Below are 24,234 nucleotides of genomic sequence, written 5' to 3'. Positions count from 1 at the left end.
TGATCGCTGACCCGTCCTAGATTAGGTTGACACCTGGGACGGTAATTCAAGCCGGCGGATGCCGGCCAAGGACGCCCGATGCACCGCATCGGGCGTTTGCATTTTCAACGATAGATGGGGACGCTCGGTGTTGTAGATCCTCACCGACTCGCCCACCATGCGCCGGGCCTGCTCCAGGTTGGCGGGCCGCTGCAGCAACAGCTCGCCTTTGAGGATACCGTTGACCCGCTCGGCCAGCGCGTTCTGGTAGCAGTCGTAGCCATCGGTCATTGAGCAGTACAGGCCGTGGCGCCGATGGATGCTCTGGTAGTAGCTCGAGCAGTACTGGATGCCCCGATCCGAGTGGTGCACCAAGCGCTGGTGGCTTTGGCGGGCACGCAAGGCCATCTTCAGAGCCTGGGCCATCGGCTCGGTTTGCAGGCTGTCATGCACATGCCAGCCCACGATCTTGCGCGAGTAGGCGTCGGTGACCAGGCTCAGGTAGACGAACTTGTCAGCCGTGGGCAGGTAGGTGATGTCGGCCACCCAGACCTGCTCGCTGGCCCTGGCGCACACCTGCTGCTCGCCCGCCTTGAGCAGGTTGGGATGACGACGAAGCCGGTGATGGCTGTCGGTGGTCTTGTGGTACGCCCGCCGTGCGGGCACCAGCATTCGGGCGTTGCGCAGCACATCGAACAGCGCATCGCGCCCCAGACGGATACCCGCCTGCCCCAGCGGCTCGCGCAGCACATGGTGCAACTTGCGCGTACCCAGCCTGGGCTGGCGAACCCGCCAATCGCGCACCAGCTGCACCACCGCCTCGGCCCGGCTCTCACGCCGTGCGTGGCGCCGTTGGCCCTGGTAGTACGCCTGCCGGCTCAGCCCCATGCAGCGGCAAGCCCTCGCCACGCTCAGCCCTTGGACGAGCCGCTGCGCGAGGACTTGCCCGAAGGCTTTTTTACGACGCGCACTCCATAGTCCTTCTTCAGAACATCAAGCATCGCCTCGAACAGCTGGGCCTTCTCGTTGGCCTCTTTGAGCTGCACTTGCAAGGCCTTGATCTGCTGCTCGGGCGTCAGTGCTTGGGGCGTTTTGTCTGGGGGCATGGCTGCACATGATGCACCACGCCCCCAACCTTGGCGACCATGCTTGCGCAGCCATACCAGCACCGTTGATCGACCCTGGATCCCATAGCGCGTCTGCGCTTGCTTGTATGTCAACTCGCCTTTTTCCACCTGCTCGACCACTGCCAGCTTAAAAGCCAGCGTGTAGTCCCTCTGGGTTCGCTTGGAGCCTGATTCCATGAGACTTGCCTTTTCCTTCAAGAAAAGGTGTCAACCTCCGGCAGGACGGGTCACGCACAACAAAAAGAGCTTCCTTCGGGAGGCTCTTTTTTTAGGAGCAAGAAGCGCTTTGTGGATGAGCGCTATCTGCATATTTCACTCCAACTCATAGGGGCAGTGGGTTTGGGAATGTGCCCGGCTAGGGGCACCCCGCAAAGCCACTGTCGCGGCGTGAGGAGATCGTAAGCACGTTCTCAGGATCAATGCTTGGAAGAATGCCGGCCAATGTCGGGCCAGCGGTGGTGAAAGTAGACCCAGCTGATGAGACCGGCCGCCATCAGGCACATTGAGGCAACCGCCAGCGCGATGGTGGAATCCATCACCAGTGGCGCCAGTACACCGGCTACCAGTCCATTGGCAACCGAAGACACCACGGCCTGCAGCGAAGAGGCGAGGCCACGGCGTTCAGGATGCAGATCGAGCACCAGCAAGGTCACTACGGGGGTCATCAAGGCCCAGCCAAACGAATAAATGCCCAGCGGTACGAGCGCCCAGGCGGGGTGGGGCGGCAGTACCAGGTTCAGCAGCAGATAGATGCTGGAGGTCACGAACATGATCAGGAACCCGTGGCGCACCTGGCGCTTGGGAGGTATCTTGCCCGCCAGACGGCCGCTGACCCAGGCGCCCGCCATGATGCCGCCGATGGTGCACAGGAAGAACCAGAAGAACTGGGTGGGCTGCATCTTCATGTGCGTACCCAGGAACGTAGGCGCCGACAGGATATAGATGAACATGCCATTGAAAGGCACGCCGCTGGCTGCGGCCAACAGCAGAAAACGTGGGCTGGTGCACAACTGCCAGTAGCCACGCATCAGGTTCTTCAGGTCAAAGGGCTGGCGCTTGGCGGGAGGCAGGCTCTCGGGTAGCAGGCGCCAGTTGTACGCCCACAACAGCACGCCGATCACCGTCAGCAGCCAGAAGATGGACTGCCAACTGGCGTAGGCAATGAAAGCGCCACCAATCATGGGCGCAATGGCCGGGGCAATGCCGAAGTAGATGGTGATCTGGCTCATCACCCGCTGTGCTTGTGCAGGTGGAAACAGGTCGCGCACCACGGCGCGCGACACCACGATGCCGGCGCCGGTGGTGCAGCCTTGCAGGGCGCGGAACAGGATCAGCTGCTCAGGTGTCCGGGCGAGCGCGCAGCCTGCGGAGGTCAGCGCAAACGCTGCAAGCCCCCACAGCACCACGGGGCGGCGGCCCAGGCTGTCGGACAGCGCGCCGTGGAACAGGTTCATGAAGGCGAAGCCGAACAGATACGCTGACAGCGTCTGCTGCATCTGCAGCGGAGAGGCCTGCAGGGATGCCGCAATACCGTCGAATGCGGGCAGGTAGGTGTCGATGGAGAACGGCCCCAGCATGCCCAGAAGCGCCAGCATGACCGCCAGAACCCATTGGGGTGTGGGTTTGGATGGGGCGGTAGCAGAGCGGAGATCGTTCATGGGAAGCGCGCCACGCGCTTGCAGCGGGTGGCGCCGGTGTCAAAGGCAGAAAAAGAGGGAGGAGAGGCGCCAGCCGCCATTGCCGCACAGGCATCAGCGCAGGTTCTCAGGGACAGCGCTGCAGCTTACCCGAAGCCACGGGTCTGTGCAGTCGCTCTGGTATGTCGCACCCCGCAGGTGGCGGGTCAGGCCGGGGTTTCGTCTAGCAGCATGGCGGCGATGATGTCGAGGGTGTCGAGCATCTGCGCCGGGTTGCGAGGGTCGGCACTGAGCACCGGCACTGCACATTGTGGATAGTTGGACAGGCGTACGGTGAACATTTCCTGCTGCGCCGCCGATGCAGGGCGCGAGATCAATACCACCACCACCTGCAGTTTGGGGGAGCGGAAGCACTGCTGGATCAGGGTTGCGGTGTGCTCCAGGGCATTGGGCTCATGGATATCGACCATGACAATCGCACCAAAGGCCAGTGACAGCGCCCACTCGCGCACGAAATCGTAGCGTTCCTGGCCGGGGCAGCCATACACCTGCAAGGTGTCATTGTCGTCCAGCTTGATCTCGCCAAAATCCAGGCCCACGGTCGTGGTTTCCTTGGCGTGGGCCTGTTTGTCGAGGTTGGGCACTTCGCACTCGATGGCCAGACTCCCGCAGAGGCTGCGAATGGCCGTGGTCTTGCCAATGCCCATGGGGCCGACCAGTACGATGCGTTTGATGAGGTGTTGCATGCGAGTCTGACTTTAGGTGGAGGTCGTGCCGGAATCGTTGGCATTGCGGTTCTGGCCGATCCAGCGGCTGAGCTGGCGGAACAGGCCCCGTGCAATACCCTGGCTTTGCAGGGTGGCTGCAGTTGCAGCCTCTGGCACTGCCGATGCCTGTACCGTTTCGGCAAATGCAGGAGGCAGGGGCGCCAGTGGATGCAATTCCACCAGGACACCCTTGCCGCGCAGGACCTGCAGCAGGCGCAGCAGCTCGGCGCGGTCCAGTGGCGCGCGCTCGCCCAACTCCTCCAGGGTGCGTTCACCGGAAATCAAGGCCGCCAGAATCTGGCGGTGCGCCTGTCCGGCCATGCTGCCGGTCAATTGCGTCCAGCGTCTGATGCGAAAGCGGGTGCCGGCCACAGGCTCGGTGTCTGATGCCGTATAGGTGGAGACTGCCGGTACATCGGTCATGGCAGCAGAGACTGGCGCGGGAGCCATGTCCAGCTCTGTCGCCTTCAGGAAGGCAGCATCCGCGTTCTTGATCTGCACGTTGTGCGGTGTGGTCATGCCTTGCATGCGGCGATTCTTTACCGTTTCGCGCAGACGTTTGCTGTGGGCCTGCAGGCTCATCTGCTCAAGCATCTGCGTGAGGCGGCCCACGCTGTAATCAGGCGGCAGCTGGCCATCGATCTGGTGTGGCCATTGCGCACGCAGGGCATCGGCTTGGTCGTCGCTGGCAATCAACAGGACGCACGCGTTATCAGGGCGCTTGCTGATGGCTTCGGACGCACTCTGGGCGTCCACTACCCAGAGCTCGGTGGCCGGCTTGGCAGAGCCTGTGGCCTGGCTATCGCGCCAGCGCTTGGCGGCCACGTCAAACAAATAACTAAAGCGCAGTTGATGTGCTTCACTCAAATGGGCGGCATGCAAAATCAGGTCAGACATTCATACTCTCCCATGCAGCAACATGTTCAATCTCGGAAATGACAGGCATTACTGTGCCTGCTATTTCTTGCTCTCCGCTTGCAGGTAAATACATTTTCAAAGGTTGTAAATGAATGTCAATAATTCAAACCAATGGAGAACAAATTGGTTATTGAATTAATCGAATTTTCCCTGTGGAAATTAGTGAAAACCCTTATTACAAGACAAATGTAACCTGTGCGCAAAGGTAACACTGCAACGGCGCGAAAATCCATATGTCGCACTGCGGTTCATGGCCTTTGGCAGTCCGGGCAAAAGAAAAGCCGCTGGATTGCAGCGGCTGTGACTCGTCCTGTCATAGGTTGACACCTATTCGCGACTAATCTCCAGCCCAAGCTGGTTGGCGAGAGACGCCCGATGTATTGCATCGGGCGTTTTGTATTTTAGGGACAGGTGCGGCCGACGCTCGTTGTACAGCCGTACCGATTCGCCCACCATGGTGCGGGCCTGCGAGAGATCGGCAGGTCGTTGCAACAAGTATTCCATCTTGAGGATTCCATTGACCCGCTCAGCCAGAGCGTTTTGGTAGCAATCGTAGCCATCGGTCATGGAGCAGGTGATGCGGTTGCGTGCATGGATGCGCTGGTATTGAGCCGAGCAGTACTGAACACCTCTATCAGAGTGGTGTACGAGCGGCTGATCTGTTCGCCGCTGACGCAGTGCCATCTTCAACGCTTGGCTGACCTGCTTGGTCTCCAGACTATCGTGCACGTGCCAGCCCACGATCTTGCGCGAGTAGGCATCGGTCACCAGGCTCAGATAGGCAGTCTTCTCCTTGGTGGGTAGATACGTGATGTCAGCGACCCATAGCTGCTCACAACCACTTGCCACTGTTTTGGTCGGGCCCTCCTTGAGTAGATTGGGGTGCCTGCGGTAGTGATGATGGCTATTGGTGGTCTTGTGGTACGCATGCCGTGGCAGTACCAGCATGCGTGCTTGGCGCAGGACAATGAACAGTGCATCGCGCCCGATCTGGATTCCCGCCTGTTCAAGCGGCGGCTTGAGCAAGTGCAGCAGTTTGCGCGTGCCAATGCGTGGCTGATGGCGCCTCTCTTCACTGGCCAACTCCACCACCGCCTTGTCCCGCTCGCTGCGTGCACGCTGGCAGACCAGGCGCTTGTAGTGCGCTTGGCGGCTGATTCCCATGTAGCGGCAAGCCCTCGTGACGCTTAACCCTTTGACGAGCTTTTGCGTGAGGACTTGCCCGCAGGCTTTTTTGTGACTTGGACTCCGTAGTCGCGCTTGAGCACGTTCACTACCGCTTCAAAGAAGGCCGCTTTCTCGCGGGCTTCTTTCAGTTGCACTTCCAGCTCCTTGATGCGCTGCTCTGGAGTCAGCAGCTTGGGCGATTCAGGCATCTTCTGTAATCCTTTGCCCCTTGATGATGCAGCTTTCCAGTCCTGCCGTCCGTGCTTGCGAAGCCACACCAGTACAGTTGAGGCGCCCTGGATTCCGTACCGCTCATGGGCCTGCCGGTAGGTCAGCTCACCTCTTTCTACTTGATCGACTACTGCGAGTTTAAAAGCCAGCGTGTAGTCCCGTTGCGTTCTCTTAACCCACTGTTCCATTTGACTTTCCTTTCTGTTCTTCAGAAAGGTGTCAACCCAATTCAGGACGGGTCACTGGCAGGAGATAGGGCGTGTTGCAGTTGGCAGCAATCAGTGCTGGTGCGCGCCGTGCTGGTGTGCGTCGCCGCCGCCCGACTTGGCAGCGGGCGCGCCGCTGTTGAGGGCGCGTGCCGGTGCCGTCACCGCGATGCTTTCCTTGAGGCCGTCTTCGTGCACCACCTCCAGCGTGAGCTGCACGTTGTCGCCAGCATTCAGCGGTTGTTTCAGGCCCATCAGCATGATGTGGAAAGCGCCCGGCTTGAGGTTGACGGTCTGGCCGTTGGGCAGGTCCACACTCTGTACGGCACGCATCTTCATGACGTTGTCCTGCATGCTCATTTCGTGGATTTCGGCAGATGCCGCTGCCTCGGTCTTGACTCCAACCAGCTTGGCATTGTCATGGCCGGAGCGCAGATCCATGAACACCCCCGTGGCTTGTTGCCCGGCCACCGACGCGCGCGCCCAGGCGTTGCTGACCGAGACGTGGGCGAATGCGCTGCTGGCGGCAGCAAATGCAATGGTGGCGAGCAGGGGGCGTAGCAGGCGAGGCATGGCGGCTATAGGATGAAGAGGAGGGAGAGGATGCAGGGCAGGCAAGGTGCCCGCACTGCGGGGAGCTGATCCAGCCCATTCTACAAGTCTGGCTTCCATCACGCATGCGGGTGAGGGTGTTGGTGTGGAGCAGGCAAAAGAAAACGGCCTAGGCAAGAAGCCTAGGCCGTGTCTGGTGGGCCCTGAGTGATTCGAACACTCGACCAACGGATTAAGAGTCCGCTGCTCTACCAACTGAGCTAAGAGCCCGTAACCATGCACCGTGAGGTGTCTGATCCGGTTGCAACCGGCAAGAAGCCAATCGCTGAAAAATGTGGTGGGCCCTGAGTGATTCGAACACTCGACCAACGGATTAAGAGTCCGCTGCTCTACCAACTGAGCTAAGAGCCCACATTTGTTTGCTTGCAGCTGTGTGCTGCAGCAAGCCTTGTATTATGCACCAATTTTTACGCTTGTCAGGGAAAACGTGGTCATTGGCTTTTGTTTTTTGCGATCACCCAGGAGTGGCTATGGCAGAGAATGCTATCGATAGGATAGCTATCTGCGCTTTTCGGTACAGCGCTGGTGCCTTGTTTTTTCGGTACTTGACGGGACCCGGCGAACAAGGCACCCCTGCGCCCATCAGGGTTACATCAGCAGGTGCTCGCCTGCGTTGTCGCCGCCCAGAATGACGTAGTTGACCTTGCGGATATCCATGAGCTTCTTGCCGCCCGAGTAGCTGATGGATGATTGCACATCCTGCTGCATCTCGGTCAGGGTGTCTGCCAGCTTGCCTTTGACGGGCTCCAGAATGCGCTTGCCTTCCACGTGCTTGTACTCGCCCTTGTTGAAGTCCGATGCCGAGCCGTAGTACTCCTTGAACAGTTCGCCATCGACTTCGACCGTCTTTCCGGGTGACTCTTCATGGCCGGCAAACAGTGAGCCAACCATGACCATGGTGGCGCCGAAACGCACACTCTTGGCAATGTCGCCATGGCTGCGGATACCGCCGTCGGCGATGATGGGCTTGGTGGCAACGCGGGCACACCACTTGAGGGCCGACAGCTGCCAGCCACCCGTGCCAAAACCCGTTTTGAGCTTGGTGATGCAGACCTTACCAGGGCCGATGCCGACCTTGGTGGCGTCAGCGCCCCAGTTTTCCAGGTCGATCACGGCTTCGGGCGTGCCCACGTTGCCGGCGATCACGAAGGCGGCAGGAATCTTGGCCTTCAGGTACTGGATCATATTCTTTACGCTGTCGGCATGGCCGTGCGCGATGTCGATGGTGATGTATTCGGGGCAGATGCCTTCGGCCACGAAGCGGTCCACCGTGTCGTAGTCGGGTTGCTTCACGCCCAGCGAGATCGATGCGAACAGGCCCTTGCCTTGCATGTCCTTGGTGAAGGCCACGTTGTCGATGTCGAAGCGGTGCATCACGTAGAAGAAGCCGTTCTGCGCCAGGAAGGTGCAGATTTTCTCGTCCACCACGGTCTTCATGTTGGCGGGCACGACCGGCAGCTTGAAGCTGCGATTGCCCAGTTCCACGCTGGTGTCGCATTCCGAGCGGCTTTCCACGCGGCACTTGCGGGGCAGCAGAAGGATATTGTCGTAGTCGAAGATTTCCATTTGATTCCAAGCTCCATGAGAGGTTGCCGCGAACTGTTTCGCAGCGATTGCATAGCAAAAGGCGCTTGGCTTGGAAACCGGTTTTGCGGGTGCATCTCGCACGAGGGGATGCACCATTCCTGCTGGCGCAGGCACAAAAAAACCGGGTCACAAGAATCTTGGGCCCGGTGATTGATTCTAACAGCAAGCGTCGCTGGGGCAAAAGCCTTGGTGGTGAGTGCGGTACTTGCCAGTCGTGTTTAAGAACGTGTTGACGATCTCCTCGGCTGCGTAGAGATCGTCAACACGTTCTAAGGGGTCTGCCAGCCTGGGCGTTGCCTGGTGCCGGCTCCCTACAATAGCGGAATGGATTCGAATGATTTGTTTGCCGCCCCGCCTGCGCCCGCTTCCGCACACCTGCCACTGCTCAATGGGCTCAATGAAGAGCAGCTCGCCGCCGTCACCCTGCCTGCCGGCCACGCGCTGATCCTGGCTGGCGCTGGCTCCGGCAAGACGCGCGTGCTCACTACCCGCATTGCCTGGCTGCTGCAGACAGGCCGCGCCACGCCGGGTGGCATTCTGGCTGTCACCTTTACCAATAAGGCGGCCAAGGAAATGCTCACGCGCCTGTCTGCCATGCTGCCGATCAATGTGCGCGGCATGTGGATTGGCACATTCCACGGCCTGTGCAACCGCATGCTGCGTGCGCACCATAAATCGGCCAACCTGCCGCAAACCTTTCAGATTCTCGACACGCAGGATCAGCTCTCGGCGGTCAAGCGCTTGTGCAAGCAGTTCAATGTCGACGAGGAATCGCTGCCGCCCAAGCAACTGCAGTATTTCATCAGTGGCTGCAAGGAAGAGGGCCTGCGCCCGGCCGATGTGCAGGCGCGCGACATGGCAGAGCGCAAGAAGGTGGAGCTGTACCAGCTGTACGAAGAGCAGTGCCAGCGCGAAGGTGTGGTTGATTTTGGCGAGTTGATGCTGCGCAGCTATGAGCTGCTGCGCGACAACGCACCGATCCGCCAGCATTACCAGCACCGTTTCCGCCATATCCTGGTGGACGAGTTCCAGGATACGAACCGGCTGCAGTACCTGTGGCTCAAGCAACTGGCTGGCGATGTGGTGGGTGGGCGCTTTGAGTCAAGCAGCAGCGTGATTGCTGTGGGCGACGACGACCAGAGCATCTATGCCTTCCGTGGTGCGCGCGTGGGCAATATGCAGGATTTCGTGCGCGAATTCGATGTGCGCCAGCAGATCAAGCTGGAGCAGAACTACCGCAGCTACAGCAACATCCTCGATTCGGCCAACGCCCTCATCAGCCACAACAGCCACCGCCTGGGCAAGAACCTGCGCACTGATCAGGGGCCGGGCGAGCCGGTGCGGGTGTCGGAGAGCGTGACCGATCTGGCCGAGGCGCAGTGGATGGTGGACGAGATCAAGTCACTGGTCAAAAGCGACGATGTGGCGCGCAGCGAGATTGCCGTGCTCTACCGCAGCAATGCGCAAAGCCGGATTCTGGAAACCAGCCTGTTCAATGCAGGCGTGCCTTACCGGGTGTATGGGGGCCTGCGCTTTTTCGAACGGGCCGAAATCAAGCACGCGCTGGCCTATCTGCGACTTTTGGAAAACCCGCACGATGACACCAGCTTCATGCGAGTGGTGAATTTTCCGCCACGCGGCATTGGTGCGCGCACCACCGAGCAGTTGCAGGAAGGCGCGCAGGCGGCAGGCTGCTCGCTGTACGACGCGGTGACAGCCGTGGCGGGCAAGGCGGGCACCAAGCTGCAGGCTTTTGTGGCGCTGATCGATGTACTGCGCGAAGAAACCCAGGGCAAGACCTTGCGTGAGACGATCGAGAAGATGCTGCAGGCCAGTGGCCTGATCGAGCACTACCAGACGGAAAAGGAAGGTGCCGACCGCATCGACAACCTGGGTGAACTGGTGACAGCTGCCGAGAGCTTTGTCACGCAGGAGGGTTTTGGCAAGGATGCCGTCGCGATTCCGCTCGACGAGCAGGAGGCCATGGGCATTCCGGGTGCGGGCCAGAGCCCGGTGAGCCAGGGCCTGAACCCGGATGCGCCGGTACTGGACACGCCACTGCCGAATGCGCGGCCCGATGCGGGCAATGCGCAGATGATCAACCCCGACACCGGCGAGACCTTGTCGCCGTTGGTGGCCTTTTTGACGCACGCTGCACTGGAGGCGGGCGACAACCAGGCACAGGCCGGGCAGGACGCCGTGCAACTGATGACCGTACACGCCAGCAAGGGGCTGGAGTTTGACGCTGTGTTCATCGCAGGCCTGGAAGAGGGCCTGTTTCCCCATGAAAACGCGATGAGCGACATGGGCGGGCTGGAGGAAGAGCGCCGCCTGATGTATGTGGCGATCACCCGTGCGCGCAAGCGCCTCTACCTCTCCACATCGCAGACGCGCATGCTGCACGGCACCACGCGCTACAACGTGCGCAGCCGCTTTCTGGACGAACTGCCCGAAGAAGCGCTCAAATGGCTCACGCCCAGGCACTCGGGGTTTGGCAGCGGCATGGGCAGCCTTGCCTTTGGCTCCGGATCGGGCAGCGCACGTGGGGCGGGTGCTGGCAGCTGGAATGCAGAGTCATCGATGAGCATGTGGGGCAAGACACCGATCCCTGCCCAAAAGGCCGAGCCCGCGCATGGCATCAAGGTGGGCATTCAGGTGTTTCACAACAAGTTCGGCGAAGGCAAGGTGTTGGCGGTGGAAGGCACAGGCGACGATGCGCGCGCGCAGGTGCATTTTCCGCGCCATGGCACCAAGTGGCTGGCGCTGTCGGTTGCCAAGCTCACGGTGGTGTAGGCTGGCTGCACCACTGACGGTATTGAATAAATAGCGTCTCGTTCCAGCTGCCGCTGCGGTCATCTTCGGCAGTGTGCGCTCGCATATTGTTTGCGCATGCTGCCGCGCGCCGGTAGTGCCTGGGCGCATTGCCGAAAGTCCTTGCGGGCGCAGAAAATGGTTGCCTGGGATACTATATGGGTATCCCAAGGCAGTAACGGCTCACATCTGCGTGAGTCGCGCAGCAAGCTGCGCCTTGCCGGGTCAGCAGGCGATCACCGCGAGCTGCCTGAAATTGCTGCCCGGGATTCCCGGAGTATTCCCAGCTTGCCCAAGGCCATGGCCAAGCCGCCTTGCAGGCCTTTTGGGGACGATTTCCTGGCCGACAAGGAATCTTGCACATGTCTTCTTCCACCAGCTTTCGCCGCCACCAGGCCCTGCTGCAACTGTTTTCGCACCGCCAGCTGCGCGACAGCCTGAGCCTGGCGCCTCAGCCTTCGCTGCGCATTGCCCTCGTAGCGGCGCTGCAGGCAGCATTGGCGGTGCTGGTGGCACTGGCAGTGGCGCGCTTGTCACCATGGCCGCAACTGGTAGGCTATCCGGCACTGGGTGCGTTGGCGGCCTTGTTCGGCCGCTTTGCGCCTGTCGAAAAGCGCATGCGCATTGTCGTGGTGTGTGCCGCGCTATTGGCGTTGGCCGTATTCATTCCATCGCTTGCGTCGCTGGCGGGTGCGCCACCATGGGCGATGATGGTGGTGCTGGCGCTGATTGCGGGGGGCTCGACCCTGGTTGTCAGCCGCTGGCAACTAGGCGGTCCGGGCGCGGTCATTCTTGTGTTTGCGGCAGGTGCTTCGCTGGCGCCCGTTGCTACCTGGGGGGCGCTGGGCGGGCGCACCCTGGGCACTGTAGCTGGAGGGATCGTGGCCTGTCTCGTGTGCGGGGCCACAGACTGGATGCGCCGTGCCGAGCTGCCACGTATCCAGATGCCTGCTGCCGCTGTGCCATCGCTACGGGCGGGGTGGATGGCGGCAGGCCGCATCACCGCTGGCGCAGGGCTGTCGGCAGCCATCGCCCATGCCCTGGGGTGGCACCACCCGGCGTGGGCTGCCATCGGCGCCACGGCGGTCATGCAAGGGGCTCACCTGCACATCACCATGAACCGCGCGCTGCAACGCATGGCTGGCACGGTGGTTGGCGCAGTCGTGGTGGGGCTCATCCTGGCGCAGGAGCCGTCGTTCTGGTGGGTTGCGGTTTGCGTCGTTGCTTTTCAGTTTGTCACCGAGATCATCATTGGCTACAACTACGCGCTCGGCCAGATCACGGTCACGCCGATGGCGCTGTTGATGACCCATCTGGCCTCACCAGCGGCCAGCGTCGGCATGCCGCAGGAGCGGGTGATGGACACGATTTTGGGCGCGGCGCTGGGGATCGTCTTTGCCGTGGTTTTCTCGTCGATGGACGACCGGGCGCATTTGCGCAAGATGCATCAAAAACAATAGCAAAAGGCGCGCTCGGGAAGCGCGCCTGCGTGAAAATTCTATTGAAACTTGCGTTGCAACTCTGCCTTATTCCGCCGGGGTAGTGGGCAGTGCTGCTGGCTGCTCGGGTGCATCAAAGCAGTCTCGAAAGCTGAAGACCACCGAGACAAAGTACACCACCGACAGCACCAGCGAGCCTGCAATCAGCACAATTGCACCGCCCGCAACGCCAGCGACCGAGGCCACTATTCCGCCCAGCAGGCTTAGGGCAATGAGTGCGCCCACGTTCACCGCCAGCCACACCAGGCCATAGGTGGCAAATGCACCGATGTTGCGCATGCAGGCCACCACACTGAAAAACAGTGCCTTCACAGCAGGCACGCGGTGCCAGTACACGAGGCCCGGAGCGTGCCAGAAAACAGCAGTCAGGGCCAGATACATCACCGTCATCGTGAGGGCAGCCAATTGCACGCCGGACTGGGTCAGTGCCTCCTGCTTGATCTGCTCTCCCAGAATGAACATGCGCGCGAACTCCCCGCCGTCAAACAGGGTGGAAAGCCCCACGGCCAGCAGCAGGCCAAGCACAAACAAGGCGCCCAGGATGACGAAGGACTTGCGCTGGGCTGGCTCCATGCGCATGGCCTGCAGCACCACCGGCAGCGTTGGTTTCTGGCCCTGCATGGTCAATGCTGCGCCCAGCATCATGCACAGTGAAAACAGGGGTACCAGGCCGAAAGTCAGTACAAAGCCGATCACGGGCACCGCGCCCACAATGCCCAGCACCAGAAAGCAGAAGAAGAACAGCGAGATGAGCGCTATGGGTTGCTGGCGAAAGGCCGCAAATCCATCACGCACCCAATGAACGCCCTGGGCGGCCGTTGCGATACGAAGTTTCATGCACAAAGCAGGCTGCAGCGTGTGGCCGCAGCACATCAATCAAAAAGGGGATGGTTCACTGTAACCCATGCCCGGATGGGCGGGGGCGCGTGAGGAATTGGCATGCCATGGGCAGTGGGCCGGGCAGGCCTGGCTACACCGGGGTGCATGGCTGGTCCCTATCAAAAAGAGAGCGGTTAGCGTGCAGTGCTGTTGAATTTTGATAATGTTTATGTTTAAAAATCAATAACGAAGAGCGCTGCCAGCTATCATTTTGTGGCGACTGGCGTGTTCAGCACGAATGGTGAGGCCAGGCGGGCACGCAGCACGCGCTCAAAGTGCGTGGGGTCGTGGGGCTTGAGCATCGAGGCCTCACGGGGCAGGTAGAAATCCCACAGGCGTGAGATCCAGAAGCGCAAGGCGCCGGCGCGCAGCATGGCAGGCAGCAGTTGGCGCTCTGGCGCGGTAAAGGGGCGCACCGCCTGGTAGGCCGCAAGCAGGGCGTCTGCGCGCGCCTGGTCGATGACACCAGTGGCAAGGTCGACACACCAGTCGTTCATAACAACGGCAATGTCGAACAGCAAGGTGTCGACGCCTGCAAAGTAGAAATCAAAGATGCCGGTCATCTCGTCGCCGTCAAACATGGCGTTGTCGCGGAACAGATCGGCATGCACCGGGCCACGCGGCAGCGCCGTGTAGGCGGACGAGGCGGCAATGTGGTTCTGGTAGGCCAGCTCGCTCGTGAGCAGTTCGGCTGCGAGCTGCTCCAGGTGCGGCAACACCACCGGCACGGTTTCGTTCCACCAGGGCAGGCCGCGCAGATTGGGCTGCTGGCGCGGAAAATCCTGGCCAGCCAGGTGCATGCGGGCCAGCATGCCGCCCAGCGACTGGCAGTGCGCCACCTGGGGCGTCAGCTGGCTCTTGCCGCGCAGCTTGTTGACGATGGCGGCAGGCTTGCCTTCCACCTGCAGCAGAATGTCGCCGGTCTTGCTCTCGGCCTGTGGATCTGGCACCGGAATACCGGCTTGCGCCAGGTGCTTCATCAGGTACAGGTAGAACGGCAACTGGTCGGCGCGCAGGCGTTCGAACAGCGTCAGCACGTACTCGCCTTCGCTGGTGGTCAGGAAGTAATTGGTGTTTTCAATGCCGCCTTCAATGCCGCGCAGCGACACGAATTCGCCCAGGGGCACGCGTTTGAGCAGGGCTTTGGCAGCCTTGTCGGATACTTCGGTGAAAACAGCCATGTCGGGTCAGAGAGAAGGCGATGAAAGAGGGCACAACAAAAACAAAGCCAGCCGGCGCCGTTGCCTGGCTGGCTGTGCTGCTTGCCGCCAGGGGCGGCAAGTCACAAGGGGCTGATTATCGCAAGTCTGGGTCAGGTGCCTGATTTGATGCAGTGCGGCACTCAGAAATTGCCGATGTTCCAGACGCGCTTCTTGTTTTGCGTGTCTCCAAAGCCATCGGGACGGCTGCGGGCACCATCCGTGGGCTTGACCTCGTAAGCCGGCATGTTGCCTACCTTGGGTTGCACATGGATGCTTTGCGTCTGGCCGCCAATACGCACTTCGTCAATGCGGCTGCCAGCGTCTTCGACGTGGATGTACTCGGCCTTCTGGTTGTATTTGTCGTTGGACTCGGTCTTTTTCCCGGATTCGCTCTGGCTGGCGGCCGCAGGGGCGGGCTCTTGGGCAGGAGGCGGTGTCTGGGCATGGGCCGTTGCCAGCACCAGGGCCAGTGCAGAGGCGATCAAAGAAGTGGTTATAGCGCGCATAACAGGATTGTAATTTGTCACCCGGCCTTTGCGTAGCGGGCACAATGTCAATATGAGTAATCCTCCTACTTTAGTGCTGGTGGACGGTTCCAGCTACCTGTACCGTGCCTACCACGCCATGCCCGATCTGCGTGCCGTGCCCGGCGACCCTGCCAGCCCGGCAACGGGCGCCATTCGTGGCATGGTCAACATGATGCAGGCCCTGCGCAAGGATGTGCAGGCGGACTATGCCGTCTGCGTGTTCGACACGAGCGGCCCGACCTTCCGGGATCATCTGTATACCGAGTACAAGGCCACGCGCTCGCCGATGCCGGACGACCTGCGCAGCCAGATCGAGCCGATCCACGAAGTGGTGAAGCTGCTGGGCTGGAAGGTGGTGGCCGTGCCGGGCGTGGAGGCCGACGATGTGATCGCCACGCTGGCGCAGACGGCCGCCGCGCAAGGCATCCAGGTGATTGTCTCCAGCGGCGACAAGGATCTGAGCCAGCTGGTGAATGAGCATGTCACCATCATCGACACGATGAACGGCAAGAAGCGCGACGTGGCAGGCGTGACCGCAGAGTTCGGGGTGCCGCCATCCCTGATGGTCGATTACCAGGCGCTGGTGGGCGATACCGTGGACAACGTGCCCGGTGTGGCCAAGGTCGGCCCCAAGACGGCCGCCAAGTGGCTGGAAGAGCACGGCTCGCTGGACAACCTCATTGCCAATGCCGCCAGTATCAAGGGCGTTGCGGGGCAGAACCTGCGAGACGCCATCGCCTCGGGCCAGTTGGCGCTGAGCCGCCAGTTGGTGACCATGAAGACCGACTGCGACCTGGCCGCGCACATTGTGGGTTTGCCGCAACTCGACGGCATCACCCTCGCCGAGCCAGACAGTGCAGGGCTTGCACCTTTCTACGAAAAATACGGTTTCAAGGGCCTGGCGCGCGCGCTCGGCGCGGCGGCCGCTGGCACGTCTTCGTCCAAAACGGAAAATGCCCAGAGCGGCCTTTTTGATGCGAACGATGCCGAAACCACCGAGATCGCCATCAACGCCCAGCAACGCGATGTGGTCTACCACACGATCCTGACCGAGACGGACCTGGATGCCTGGATCGCCAAAATTCAGGCAGCCGAACTGACCGCAATCGATACCGAAACCGATTCGCTCGATGAAATGGTGGCCCGGATCGTGGGCATCAGCTTCAGCGTCGCCATTGGCGAGGCCGCCTATATTCCGCTGCGCCACGAAGGGCTGGACGTGCCTGAGCAATTGCCGTTGGATGCGGTATTGACCAAGCTCAAGCCCTGGCTGGAGGATGCCAGCAGGAAGAAGCTGGGACAGCACGTCAAATACGACCAGCATGTGTTTGCCAACCACGGCGTCACGGTGCGAGGCTATGCCCACGACACCATGCTGCAAAGCTATGTGCTGGAGGCGGACCGCCCCCACAACCTGACCAGCCTTGCGCTGCGTCACACAGGGCGCACCGGCATCAGCTACGAAGACTTGTGCGGAAAGGGCAAAAGTCAGATTCCCTTCGCCCAGGTGGCTGTCGACAAGGCTGCTGCGTACAGCTGCGAGGATTCCGACCAGACCCTGAACGTGCACGAGGTGCTGTGGCCGCGCATCCAGGCCAACGCCGGCCTGCTGCACATCTACGAGTTGGAGATGCAGACCAGCGAAGCGCTGTTCCGCATCGAGCGCAATGGCGTGAGCATTGACGCGGGCGAGCTGGCGCGGCAGAGCAACGAGTTGGGCACGCGCATTCTGCAACTAGAAAACGAGGCCTACGACATCGCCGGCCAGCAGTTCAACCTGAGCAGCCCCAAGCAGCTGGGCGAGATCTTTTTTGACAAGCTGGGCTTACCCGTGGTCAAGAAAACCGCCACCGGCGCGCGCAGTACCGACGAAGAAGTGCTGGAAAAGCTGGCCGAAGACTATCCGCTGCCCGCCAAGATCCTGGAGCACCGTTCGCTCTCCAAGCTCAAGGGCACCTATACCGACAAGCTGGCCCAGATGGCCTTGCCAAGCGATGGCCGGGTGCATACCCACTATGCGCAGGCCGTGGCGGTAACGGGTCGCCTGTCCAGCAACGACCCGAATCTGCAGAACATTCCCGTGCGCACCCCCGAAGGGCGCCGCATCCGCGAAGCCTTTGTTGCGCCCGAGGGCAAGCTCATTGCCAGTGCCGACTATTCGCAGATCGAGCTGCGCATCATGGCCCACCTCTCAGGTGACGAGGCCTTGCTCAACGCGTTCCGCGACGGGCTTGACGTGCACCGGGCCACCGCGTCCGAGGTGTTTGGCGTGCCGGTCGATCAGGTCAGCAGTGAGCAGCGCCGCTATGCCAAGGTCATCAATTTCGGGCTGATCTATGGCATGAGCAGCTTTGGTCTTGCCAAGAACCTGGGCATCGAAACCAAGGCTGCTGCCGCCTACATCGACAAATACTTCCAGCGCTACCCTGGCGTGAAGCGCTACATGGACCAGACCGTGGAGCTGGCGCATGCGCAAGGCTATGTGGAAACCGTGTTCGGACGCCGTCTGGTGCTGCCAGAGATCAACGGTGGCAACGGTCCGCGCAAGAAAGCAGCCGAGCGTGCCGCCATCAATGCGCCCATGCAGGGCACGGCAGCCGATCTGATCAAGAAGGCCATGGTGGCGGTGCAGGCCAAGCTGGACCAGGAAAAGCCCGGTGTCCTGGTCATCATGCAGGTGCATGACGAACTGGTTTTCGAGCTGCCTGCCGCCGAGCAGGATTGGGTCAAGGCCGAGATTCCGGCCCTCATGGCCGGTGTGGCAGAGCTGAAGGTGCCATTGCTGGCAGAAATCGGCTTTGGGCCGAACTGGGAAAAGGCCCATTGACGGGTAGTGCCCGGGTGCCTGGTTGCACCCGGGCAAGCCCACCCAGGACAAGCTCGACCAGAGCCCCGTGTACCGCACATGGTTTGGGAGCCATGGCGGTAGGTACGGCGAGTGTCATGGTCGGAAACGATGTGCAAACGCCTGAGCCTGCACAGCCTTGCCTTTTTCTGCCAGGGTTATTTTTATTATTGCAACAGAGTCGCAATAAGGTGCTACCATTTGCAGCTTCAAAATGGGTTTGGCGGTAGTTTTGCCATTCGCGCTTTTATTTATTGGATAGTTTGCAATGACTTTGATAGCAATCGTGCTTGCGACGCTTGCCGCCGGCCTGGGCAGCGTATGGATTGCGGCCGCATTGATGCGCAGTGGCATCGGCCGCGAAGACAGCCGTTTTGGTGCGCAGCACCTGCTCAGCCTGGCGGCGGGCGCTTTGCTGGCCACGGCCTTTGTGCATTTGCTGCCCGAGGCGTTCGAGAGCCAGATCAACCCCAAGGCGCTGTTCGTGACCTTGCTGCTGGGGCTGGTCTTCTTCTTTCTGCTGGACAAGGCCGAGCTTTGGCACCATGGTCATGAACACCGCCACGCGCCTCCCCAGGAGCGTGGCCACAGCCATGGCGATGGGCACCACGACCATGCCCACGCTCATGCTCCGGCCTCGCAAGGCCATGGGCATGCGCACCACCACAACACGGCGGGCGGCTGGTCGCTGCTGACGGGTGACAGCGTGCACTGTTTTGGCGACGGCATCCTGATCGCGTCCGCCTTCATGGCCGATATGCGCCTGGGCATCGTTGCCGCCATCTCGGTGCTGGCGCATGAGGTGCCGCACCATATGGGTGATCTGGTGGTATTGGCCGGCAATGACAACCGCAGCCAGCGCGGAGTGGCCTTGCTCAAGCTGTCGCTGGCGGGGGCGGTGACGGCATTGGGCGGTGTGGTGGGCTATTTTCTGGTCAGCTCGCTGGATGGCTTTCTGCCGTACTTCCTGGCCATCGCTTCGAGCAGCTTCATCTATGTAGCGCTGGCAGATCTGATCCCGCAGTTGCAGCGGCAGTTGACCGCTCGTCAAACCGTGCAGCAGGTCGCCTGGCTGGCAGTGGGGATGGTGGTGGTCAGCGCCGTGAGCACCTGGGCCCATGGCTCGCACGGTCATGCCGGCCACGACCATACCGAGCAGCATGAGGGCCATGGCGGTCACGAGGCGCACGATGGACATGAAGGGCACGCACACTGAAGGAGCTTTCGCACTGTGGCGAGCGCTGAATCAAAAAGGCCTGTTGCGTAATGCAGCAGGCCTTTGCTTTCATTTTGATAGCTTATTGCGCTTATCCATCAAGCGATAGGTGCCAGAAATTCAATGATTCTCCGGCTGGTGGCGCTGCACGGCCCAGCACACGCCGCCGATCATCAGCGCCGCGGCGGTCAGCTCCTGCCAGTTGGGGCCGCGTTGCAGGTAGATGAAGCTGTAGGAGAGCGCAAACAGGGTTTCGAACACGATCATCTGGCCTGACAGCGAAATAGGCAGCAATCGCGTGGCGGCGTTCCACATCCAGTTGCCGAACAGCGATGCGAGGATGGAGACCGCCAGGTTCACCAGCCAGAACATCTGCCAGCGCCCGGCGTCCAACTGCTGGCCGCTGCGGGCCTGCCACCACAGCGCCAGGGGCCACAGCAGCACGCTCCAGATACCGACGGCCACGCCGCTCATCGACGACCATTCCAGTGCCGTGAAGCGGCCCGATTGCAGGTAATGCGCATTGCGAATGGCGTAGTGAGACCAGATGACGAGTGCGGCAAACGCCGCTGCCACACCGCCGAGCACGCGCCAGACCGGGCGTGCGGCCTCGTCTGCGGCCAGCAATTCATGGGCATTGATCAGCACAATGCCGGCGCACACGGTCAGCATGGGCCCCAGCAGGCGGCGCAGGGGCAGGGCGCCCGCCTGCTTGCGGTTCATGATGGGCATAGCCAGCGGCACCATGCCGATGATGAGGGTGGTGATGGCCATGCCTGCCCACTGCACGCCGGTGGCCATCAGCACCAGATACAGAATGCTGCCGGTCAGGCCCAGGTACATCAGTGCACCCATATCGGCTCGCGTGACCCGTGGCCGTAGCCTGCGTACCAGCGGTGCAAGAATGAAGACCGACATCAGCCCGTACAGCATGAAGCGTGCGCTGGTGATGGCCAGAGGATTGAAGTCCGGCAGCAGCGCGGGCACCAGCAGCATCGAGCCCCAGCAGGCCCCGGCAACGGCGGCGTAGGCCACCCCGCGCGGAATATTGGTGGCTGGCGAAAGGTGCAGCGGGCCGGGTGCTGCAGTGGAAGTAGGTGAAGCCCGGTTGCCGTCTGAGGGAGTGGATTGCATGGCACGAATGAAAGGACGGCTGGCGCGGGTCAAGCCTCCCCGGGACATGGCCCCAGTGGAGTGCCCAGGGTGCACTTGGCGCACTGCTGTCTGCCCCAGCCCTGAAAAGCGACATCCACACCCATGCGTCTCAGGGATGCCGTTGCTGGCAAGCCCTATGTACATATAGCAGTGAAATACCGCGAACATGCGCACCAGCGATGCGTATGCAAGGAGGATGATCGCCGGTATTGTCGCCCAGCAACGCGTGCCCTGCCGCGACGGGGCTATCCCACCACCGTGCCCGCAGGGCTAGCGGCTTCTGGCCAGCAGGGCGCGCACCAGCGGCAATTGGCGGCGCGATACGCGCAGCACATCCTCAATGCCAAAGAGGCGCAGTTGCCAGCCGTCGACATCGTCGGGATCGCTGGCCTTTTCCAGACTGCGGATGGCATCGGGCACCACCAATGCATTGCGGTGCACGCGCAGGTAGCGGTCGGCGTAGCGCTCTTCCAGCTCATTGAGGCTGCCTGACCAGAGGTATTCATGGGCCGAGGTACGCACGGTCACGTACTTGAACTCGGATTTGAAATACACCACCTCCGCCAGGCGCACGCGCTCGGTGTTGCCACGGTTGGTGATCAGCAGTGTTTCATCAGCGTCTGCGGCGGATTCGCTGCTGTCCTTGATATTTTTAGCAATTTTGACAGATCTGGCTTGCGCTAATAGCTCTACTTTCTGTAGCGCTGCATCCAGCCGTTCGCGGCGTACGGGTTTGGTGAGGTAGTCGATGGCACTGACTTCAAATGCCGACAGCGCATGCTCGGTGTGTGCGGTAACAAATACGATGGCAGGCGCGTGGGGCCAAGACTGAAGTATCTGTGCGAGTTCCATCCCGCTCTGACCAGGCATGTGGATGTCGAGCAGGGCCACGTCAAACGGTGCGCCCATGCTGGCAGCGCTGTCGATGGCGCGCAACGCTTCAGCGGCGTTGGCGGCTTCGAGGATGGCAGACGGGGCAGGGCAACGCTCGATCAGCAGGCGCCGCATCCGGCTGCGGGCCAGGGCTTCGTCATCAACAATCAGAATTCGCATGGGCGACATGCTATGCGGACTGAAAGACACTGCCAATGCCGATAGGCGATTGTTTGACGCCGCTCATAACTTGTTTAAGCAGGAAAACTGATGTGCACTGTATAGGTGCCATCCTTGATCGTGGCTTGAAAGTCACACTCCAGGTCATACAACAGGCGCAGGCGTTTTTTCACATTGGCAATGGCCGTTCCGGTGCCTGGGCGGCGCTCGGGCTGGGGTGCCGCAAACGGGCGCGGCATGGTGTTGATGATCTGTACGTGCACCCGGCTGCCGCGCCGGCGTGTGGCAATGCGGATGCGGCCGTTGCCATGGCTGGGCTCGATACCATGTTTGACGGCGTTTTCTACCAGCGGCTGCAGAAACAGGGGCGGCACGGTGGCCGTATCGGTGCGCGAATCCAGATTCCATTGCACCTCCATGCGGTCGCCAAAGCGCACCTGCTCGATCGAGAGATAGCGCTGCGCGAGCTGAACTTCCTCGGCCAGCGTCGAGGCCTCGCGCTGCTCGGTGAGGGCGTGGCGGAAGAGGTCGCTCAGGTCTTCCAGCATGGCTTCAGCCTTGTGCGGATGGTCTTGCACCAGTGAAATGGCGCTGTTGAGCGCATTGAAGAGGAAATGCGGGCGGATGCGCGCCTGCAACTCGGCCAGCCGCGCCGTGGTTGCCGCCGGCGTGCGGCCCTGGGCACGCCATTGCAGGCCCACCACCACCATGGCGGCAACAAACCCCCCGGCTGCGGCACTGGCCAGCCATGGCATGCGTGGCGCCATCGTCGCCCACTGGTAGAGGAGGGCCGCAGCCAGCCCGCAAACCGCCCCCCATGTGGCACCTGCCAGGTATTGCACGCGGATGCTGCAGCGCTGCAGCAGTTTTTTCTGCTGGCAGGCCACCAGCAGCCACAGCAGGCAGGCGGGCAGAATCACCGCCGTGACCAGCGCCAACTGGAAGAACCATTCGCTCACGCCAGCCGACATAAAGCCCACGGCAATGGCGGCAAGCGCTTCGACCAGCAGTACGGTGCGCCCGATCACGCTGGCCGTGCACGCATCAAATACATAGGCCGTGCCAACGATGACATCACGTGCAGCGGTAGTAGTTGATGATGGTGGCATGGCCTGGCAGACTCTATAGAATCAAAAGGTTTTGCTCCCTGGGCTTTTTGCCTGCCGGGCGCAGTGTTTTTTGGCAGGACCAACGCGAACGGGTATGCGCAAGGCGCTCCTCTCCCGTAGGCGTGGGTCGTGTTGGGTCTGTGCCGCAGAGCGGCGCAGCTGGCAGCTTAACCGGAATATCGCGAACTCCATGTCCACACCACAAGCTTCGTCTTCTTCGCACAACCAGCTCGACACCAAGGCAGAAGCCTGGTCGGCCCTGTTCTCCGAACCCATGAGCGATCTGGTCAAACGCTACACCTCCAGCGTGTTCTTCGACAAGCGCATGTGGCAGGCCGACATTCAGGGCAGTCTGGCGCACGCCGAAATGCTCTCGGCCCAAAAGATCATTGCTGCCGAGGATTTTGCAGCCATTCAAAAAGGCATGGCCCAGATCACCGCCGAGATCGAGGCGGGCAGCTTCGACTGGAAGCTGGACCTGGAAGATGTGCACCTGAACATCGAGGCGCGCCTGACCCAGCTGGTGGGCGATGCCGGCAAGCGGCTGCACACCGGCCGCAGCCGCAACGACCAGGTGGCCACCGACGTGCGCCTGTGGCTGCGTGGCGAGATCGATCTGATCGAAGGCCTGCTTATGGAGCTGCAGCGTTCGCTGGTCGAAGTGGCGGGAAAGAATGTCGATGTGATCCTGCCCGGTTTCACCCACCTGCAAGTGGCGCAGCCCGTGAGCTTTGCCCACCATCTGCTTGCTTATGTAGAAATGTTCAAGCGTGACGCCGAACGCATGCTGGATGTGCGCAAACGCGTGAACGTGCTACCTTTGGGCAGCGCCGCCCTTGCGGGCACCACCTACCCGCTGGACCGCGAGCGCGTGGCCCGCACCCTGGGCATGGAAGGCGTGAGCCAGAATAGCCTGGACGGCGTGAGCGACCGAGACTTTGCCATCGAATTCACCGCCGCTGCCAGCCTGTGCATGGTACATATCTCGCGCCTGTCCGAGGAGCTGATCATCTGGATGAGCCAGAACTTCGGTTTCATCCGTATTGCTGACCGCTTTACCACCGGCTCGTCGATCATGCCCCAGAAGAAGAACCCCGACGTGCCTGAGCTCGCACGCGGCAAGACTGGCCGCGTGGTCGGCCACCTGATGGGCCTGATCACCCTGATGAAGGGCCAGCCCCTGGCCTACAACAAGGACAACCAGGAAGACAAGGAGCCGCTGTTCGACACCGTGGACACCTTGAAGGACACGCTGCGCATCTTCACAGAGATGATCGGCGGCCAGGTGAACCCGGCCACGGGCGCCAAGGAGGGCGGCATCACGGTCAATGCAGGCAACATGCGCGCTGCGGCACTCAAGGGTTACGCCACGGCCACCGACCTGGCCGACTACCTGGTCAAGAAGGGCCTGCCTTTCCGCGACGCACACGAAACCGTGGCCCATGCCGTCAAGCTGGCCACGCAAAAGGGCGTAGATCTGACCGAACTGCCGCTGGCCGAGCTGCAGGCCTTCAATCCCAATATCGAGGCCGACGTGTTCGACGCTCTGAGCCTGGAAGGTTCGCTGAATGCGCGCAACACGCTGGGTGGTACTGCGCCTGTGCAGGTGCGAGCCCAACTGGCCAAGCACCAGGCACGCCTGGGCTGACCGCGCCCGAACCCACTGCCACTTCCACTTCCGCTTGCACCTGCAAAGCCCGAAAGCCT

At 61.3% G+C, this 24,234-nt stretch carries 18 protein-coding genes and 2 tRNA genes; 5 read left to right on the top strand and 15 right to left on the bottom strand.

What is annotated here, in order from left to right:
• Positions 1 to 21: 21 nt before the first annotated feature.
• From LAD35_RS16400 to LAD35_RS16360, 9 genes are all read right to left on the bottom strand, one after another.
• A protein-coding gene (locus LAD35_RS16400; RefSeq protein WP_396022754.1) for an IS3 family transposase occupies positions 22 to 1,283 on the bottom strand; the annotation gives its coding sequence in 2 pieces (ribosomal slippage) (positions 22 to 926 and positions 926 to 1,283; 1,263 coding nt in all).
• Between the two features lie 239 nt (positions 1,284 to 1,522).
• A complete protein-coding gene (locus tag LAD35_RS16395; RefSeq protein WP_224150050.1) occupies positions 1,523 to 2,764 on the bottom strand; it encodes a multidrug effflux MFS transporter in 1,242 nt (413 codons plus the stop codon).
• 185 nt (positions 2,765 to 2,949) lie between these two features.
• Positions 2,950 to 3,489, bottom strand: a complete 540-nt coding sequence (locus tag LAD35_RS16390; protein ID WP_224150049.1) for a GTP-binding protein — start codon at positions 3,487 to 3,489, stop codon at positions 2,950 to 2,952.
• 12 nt (positions 3,490 to 3,501) lie between these two features.
• Positions 3,502 to 4,407: a hypothetical protein gene (locus LAD35_RS16385; protein ID WP_224150048.1), complete on the bottom strand. Its 906-nt coding sequence runs from the start codon at positions 4,405 to 4,407 to the stop codon at positions 3,502 to 3,504.
• A 348-nt stretch (positions 4,408 to 4,755) separates the two neighbouring features.
• Positions 4,756 to 6,014, bottom strand: a protein-coding gene (locus LAD35_RS16380) for an IS3 family transposase (RefSeq protein ID WP_377780711.1) whose coding sequence is annotated in 2 segments (ribosomal slippage) — positions 4,756 to 5,666 and positions 5,666 to 6,014 — 1,260 coding nt in all. Because the reading frame shifts where the segments join, the coding sequence is not laid out codon by codon here.
• A 90-nt stretch (positions 6,015 to 6,104) separates the two neighbouring features.
• A complete protein-coding gene (locus LAD35_RS16375; RefSeq protein WP_224150046.1) occupies positions 6,105 to 6,605 on the bottom strand; it encodes a copper chaperone PCu(A)C in 501 nt (166 codons plus the stop codon).
• Positions 6,606 to 6,778: 173 nt separating this feature from the next.
• Positions 6,779 to 6,854: transfer RNA gene (locus LAD35_RS16370), tRNA-Lys, on the bottom strand.
• A 65-nt stretch (positions 6,855 to 6,919) separates the two neighbouring features.
• Positions 6,920 to 6,995, bottom strand: a tRNA-Lys gene (locus LAD35_RS16365).
• Positions 6,996 to 7,232: 237 nt separating this feature from the next.
• A complete protein-coding gene (locus LAD35_RS16360; RefSeq protein ID WP_224150045.1) occupies positions 7,233 to 8,210 on the bottom strand; it encodes a GMP reductase in 978 nt (325 codons plus the stop codon).
• Between the two features lie 345 nt (positions 8,211 to 8,555).
• On the opposite strand from LAD35_RS16360, the gene LAD35_RS16355 reads away from it, so the two are divergent.
• The gene (locus LAD35_RS16355) at positions 8,556 to 11,024 is read left to right on the top strand and encodes a UvrD-helicase domain-containing protein (protein ID WP_224150044.1); all 2,469 of its coding nucleotides are present in this window, start codon (positions 8,556 to 8,558) and stop codon (positions 11,022 to 11,024) included.
• A gap of 380 nt (positions 11,025 to 11,404) precedes the next feature.
• Positions 11,405 to 12,502, top strand: coding sequence for an FUSC family protein (locus LAD35_RS16350; RefSeq protein WP_224150043.1), 1,098 nt, complete (start codon positions 11,405 to 11,407; stop codon positions 12,500 to 12,502).
• A 66-nt stretch (positions 12,503 to 12,568) separates the two neighbouring features.
• Here the strand turns inward: LAD35_RS16350 and LAD35_RS16345 are convergent, their stop codons facing one another.
• The 3 genes from LAD35_RS16345 to LAD35_RS16335 all read right to left on the bottom strand — a co-directional run bounded on the left by LAD35_RS16345 (position 12,569) and on the right by LAD35_RS16335 (position 15,128).
• Complete coding sequence (locus tag LAD35_RS16345) at positions 12,569 to 13,378, bottom strand: BPSS1780 family membrane protein (RefSeq protein ID WP_224150042.1); 810 nt, start codon at positions 13,376 to 13,378, stop codon at positions 12,569 to 12,571.
• A gap of 248 nt (positions 13,379 to 13,626) precedes the next feature.
• The gene (locus LAD35_RS16340) at positions 13,627 to 14,601 is read right to left on the bottom strand and encodes a homoserine kinase (protein WP_224150041.1); all 975 of its coding nucleotides are present in this window, start codon (positions 14,599 to 14,601) and stop codon (positions 13,627 to 13,629) included.
• Positions 14,602 to 14,762: 161 nt separating this feature from the next.
• On the bottom strand, positions 14,763 to 15,128 hold the full coding sequence (locus LAD35_RS16335; RefSeq protein ID WP_224150040.1) for a hypothetical protein: 366 nt from the start codon (positions 15,126 to 15,128) through the stop codon (positions 14,763 to 14,765).
• A 52-nt stretch (positions 15,129 to 15,180) separates the two neighbouring features.
• On the opposite strand from LAD35_RS16335, the gene polA reads away from it, so the two are divergent.
• Complete coding sequence (gene polA, locus LAD35_RS16330) at positions 15,181 to 17,976, top strand: DNA polymerase I (protein WP_224150039.1); 2,796 nt, start codon at positions 15,181 to 15,183, stop codon at positions 17,974 to 17,976.
• Positions 17,977 to 18,262: 286 nt separating this feature from the next.
• A complete protein-coding gene (locus LAD35_RS16325; protein WP_224150038.1) occupies positions 18,263 to 19,210 on the top strand; it encodes a ZIP family metal transporter in 948 nt (315 codons plus the stop codon).
• 120 nt (positions 19,211 to 19,330) lie between these two features.
• Here LAD35_RS16325 and LAD35_RS16320 read toward each other — a convergent pair whose 3' ends face one another.
• The 3 genes from LAD35_RS16320 to LAD35_RS16310 form a co-directional block, all read right to left on the bottom strand.
• Positions 19,331 to 20,344 carry a DMT family transporter gene (locus LAD35_RS16320; protein ID WP_224150037.1) on the bottom strand — a complete coding sequence of 338 codons (1,014 nt, stop codon included), beginning with the start codon at positions 20,342 to 20,344 and terminating at the stop codon, positions 19,331 to 19,333.
• A gap of 291 nt (positions 20,345 to 20,635) precedes the next feature.
• Entirely contained in the window at positions 20,636 to 21,418 is a 783-nt protein-coding gene (locus LAD35_RS16315; protein WP_224150036.1) for a LytR/AlgR family response regulator transcription factor, read from the bottom strand.
• Between the two features lie 74 nt (positions 21,419 to 21,492).
• A complete protein-coding gene (locus tag LAD35_RS16310; RefSeq protein ID WP_224150035.1) occupies positions 21,493 to 22,527 on the bottom strand; it encodes a histidine kinase in 1,035 nt (344 codons plus the stop codon).
• A gap of 190 nt (positions 22,528 to 22,717) precedes the next feature.
• Here LAD35_RS16310 and argH point away from each other — a divergent pair, with 190 nt between their 5' ends.
• Positions 22,718 to 24,175 (top strand): argininosuccinate lyase, encoded by a 1,458-nt coding sequence (argH, locus tag LAD35_RS16305; RefSeq protein ID WP_224150034.1) that lies wholly within the window; start codon positions 22,718 to 22,720, stop codon positions 24,173 to 24,175.
• Positions 24,176 to 24,234: the final 59 nt, after the last annotated feature.

Origin of the sequence: Comamonas odontotermitis (genome assembly GCF_020080045.1) — a bacterium.
GTDB classification, from domain to species: Bacteria; Pseudomonadota; Gammaproteobacteria; order Burkholderiales; family Burkholderiaceae_C; genus Comamonas; species Comamonas odontotermitis.
This window is presented reverse-complemented; position numbering and strand designations above follow the sequence as displayed.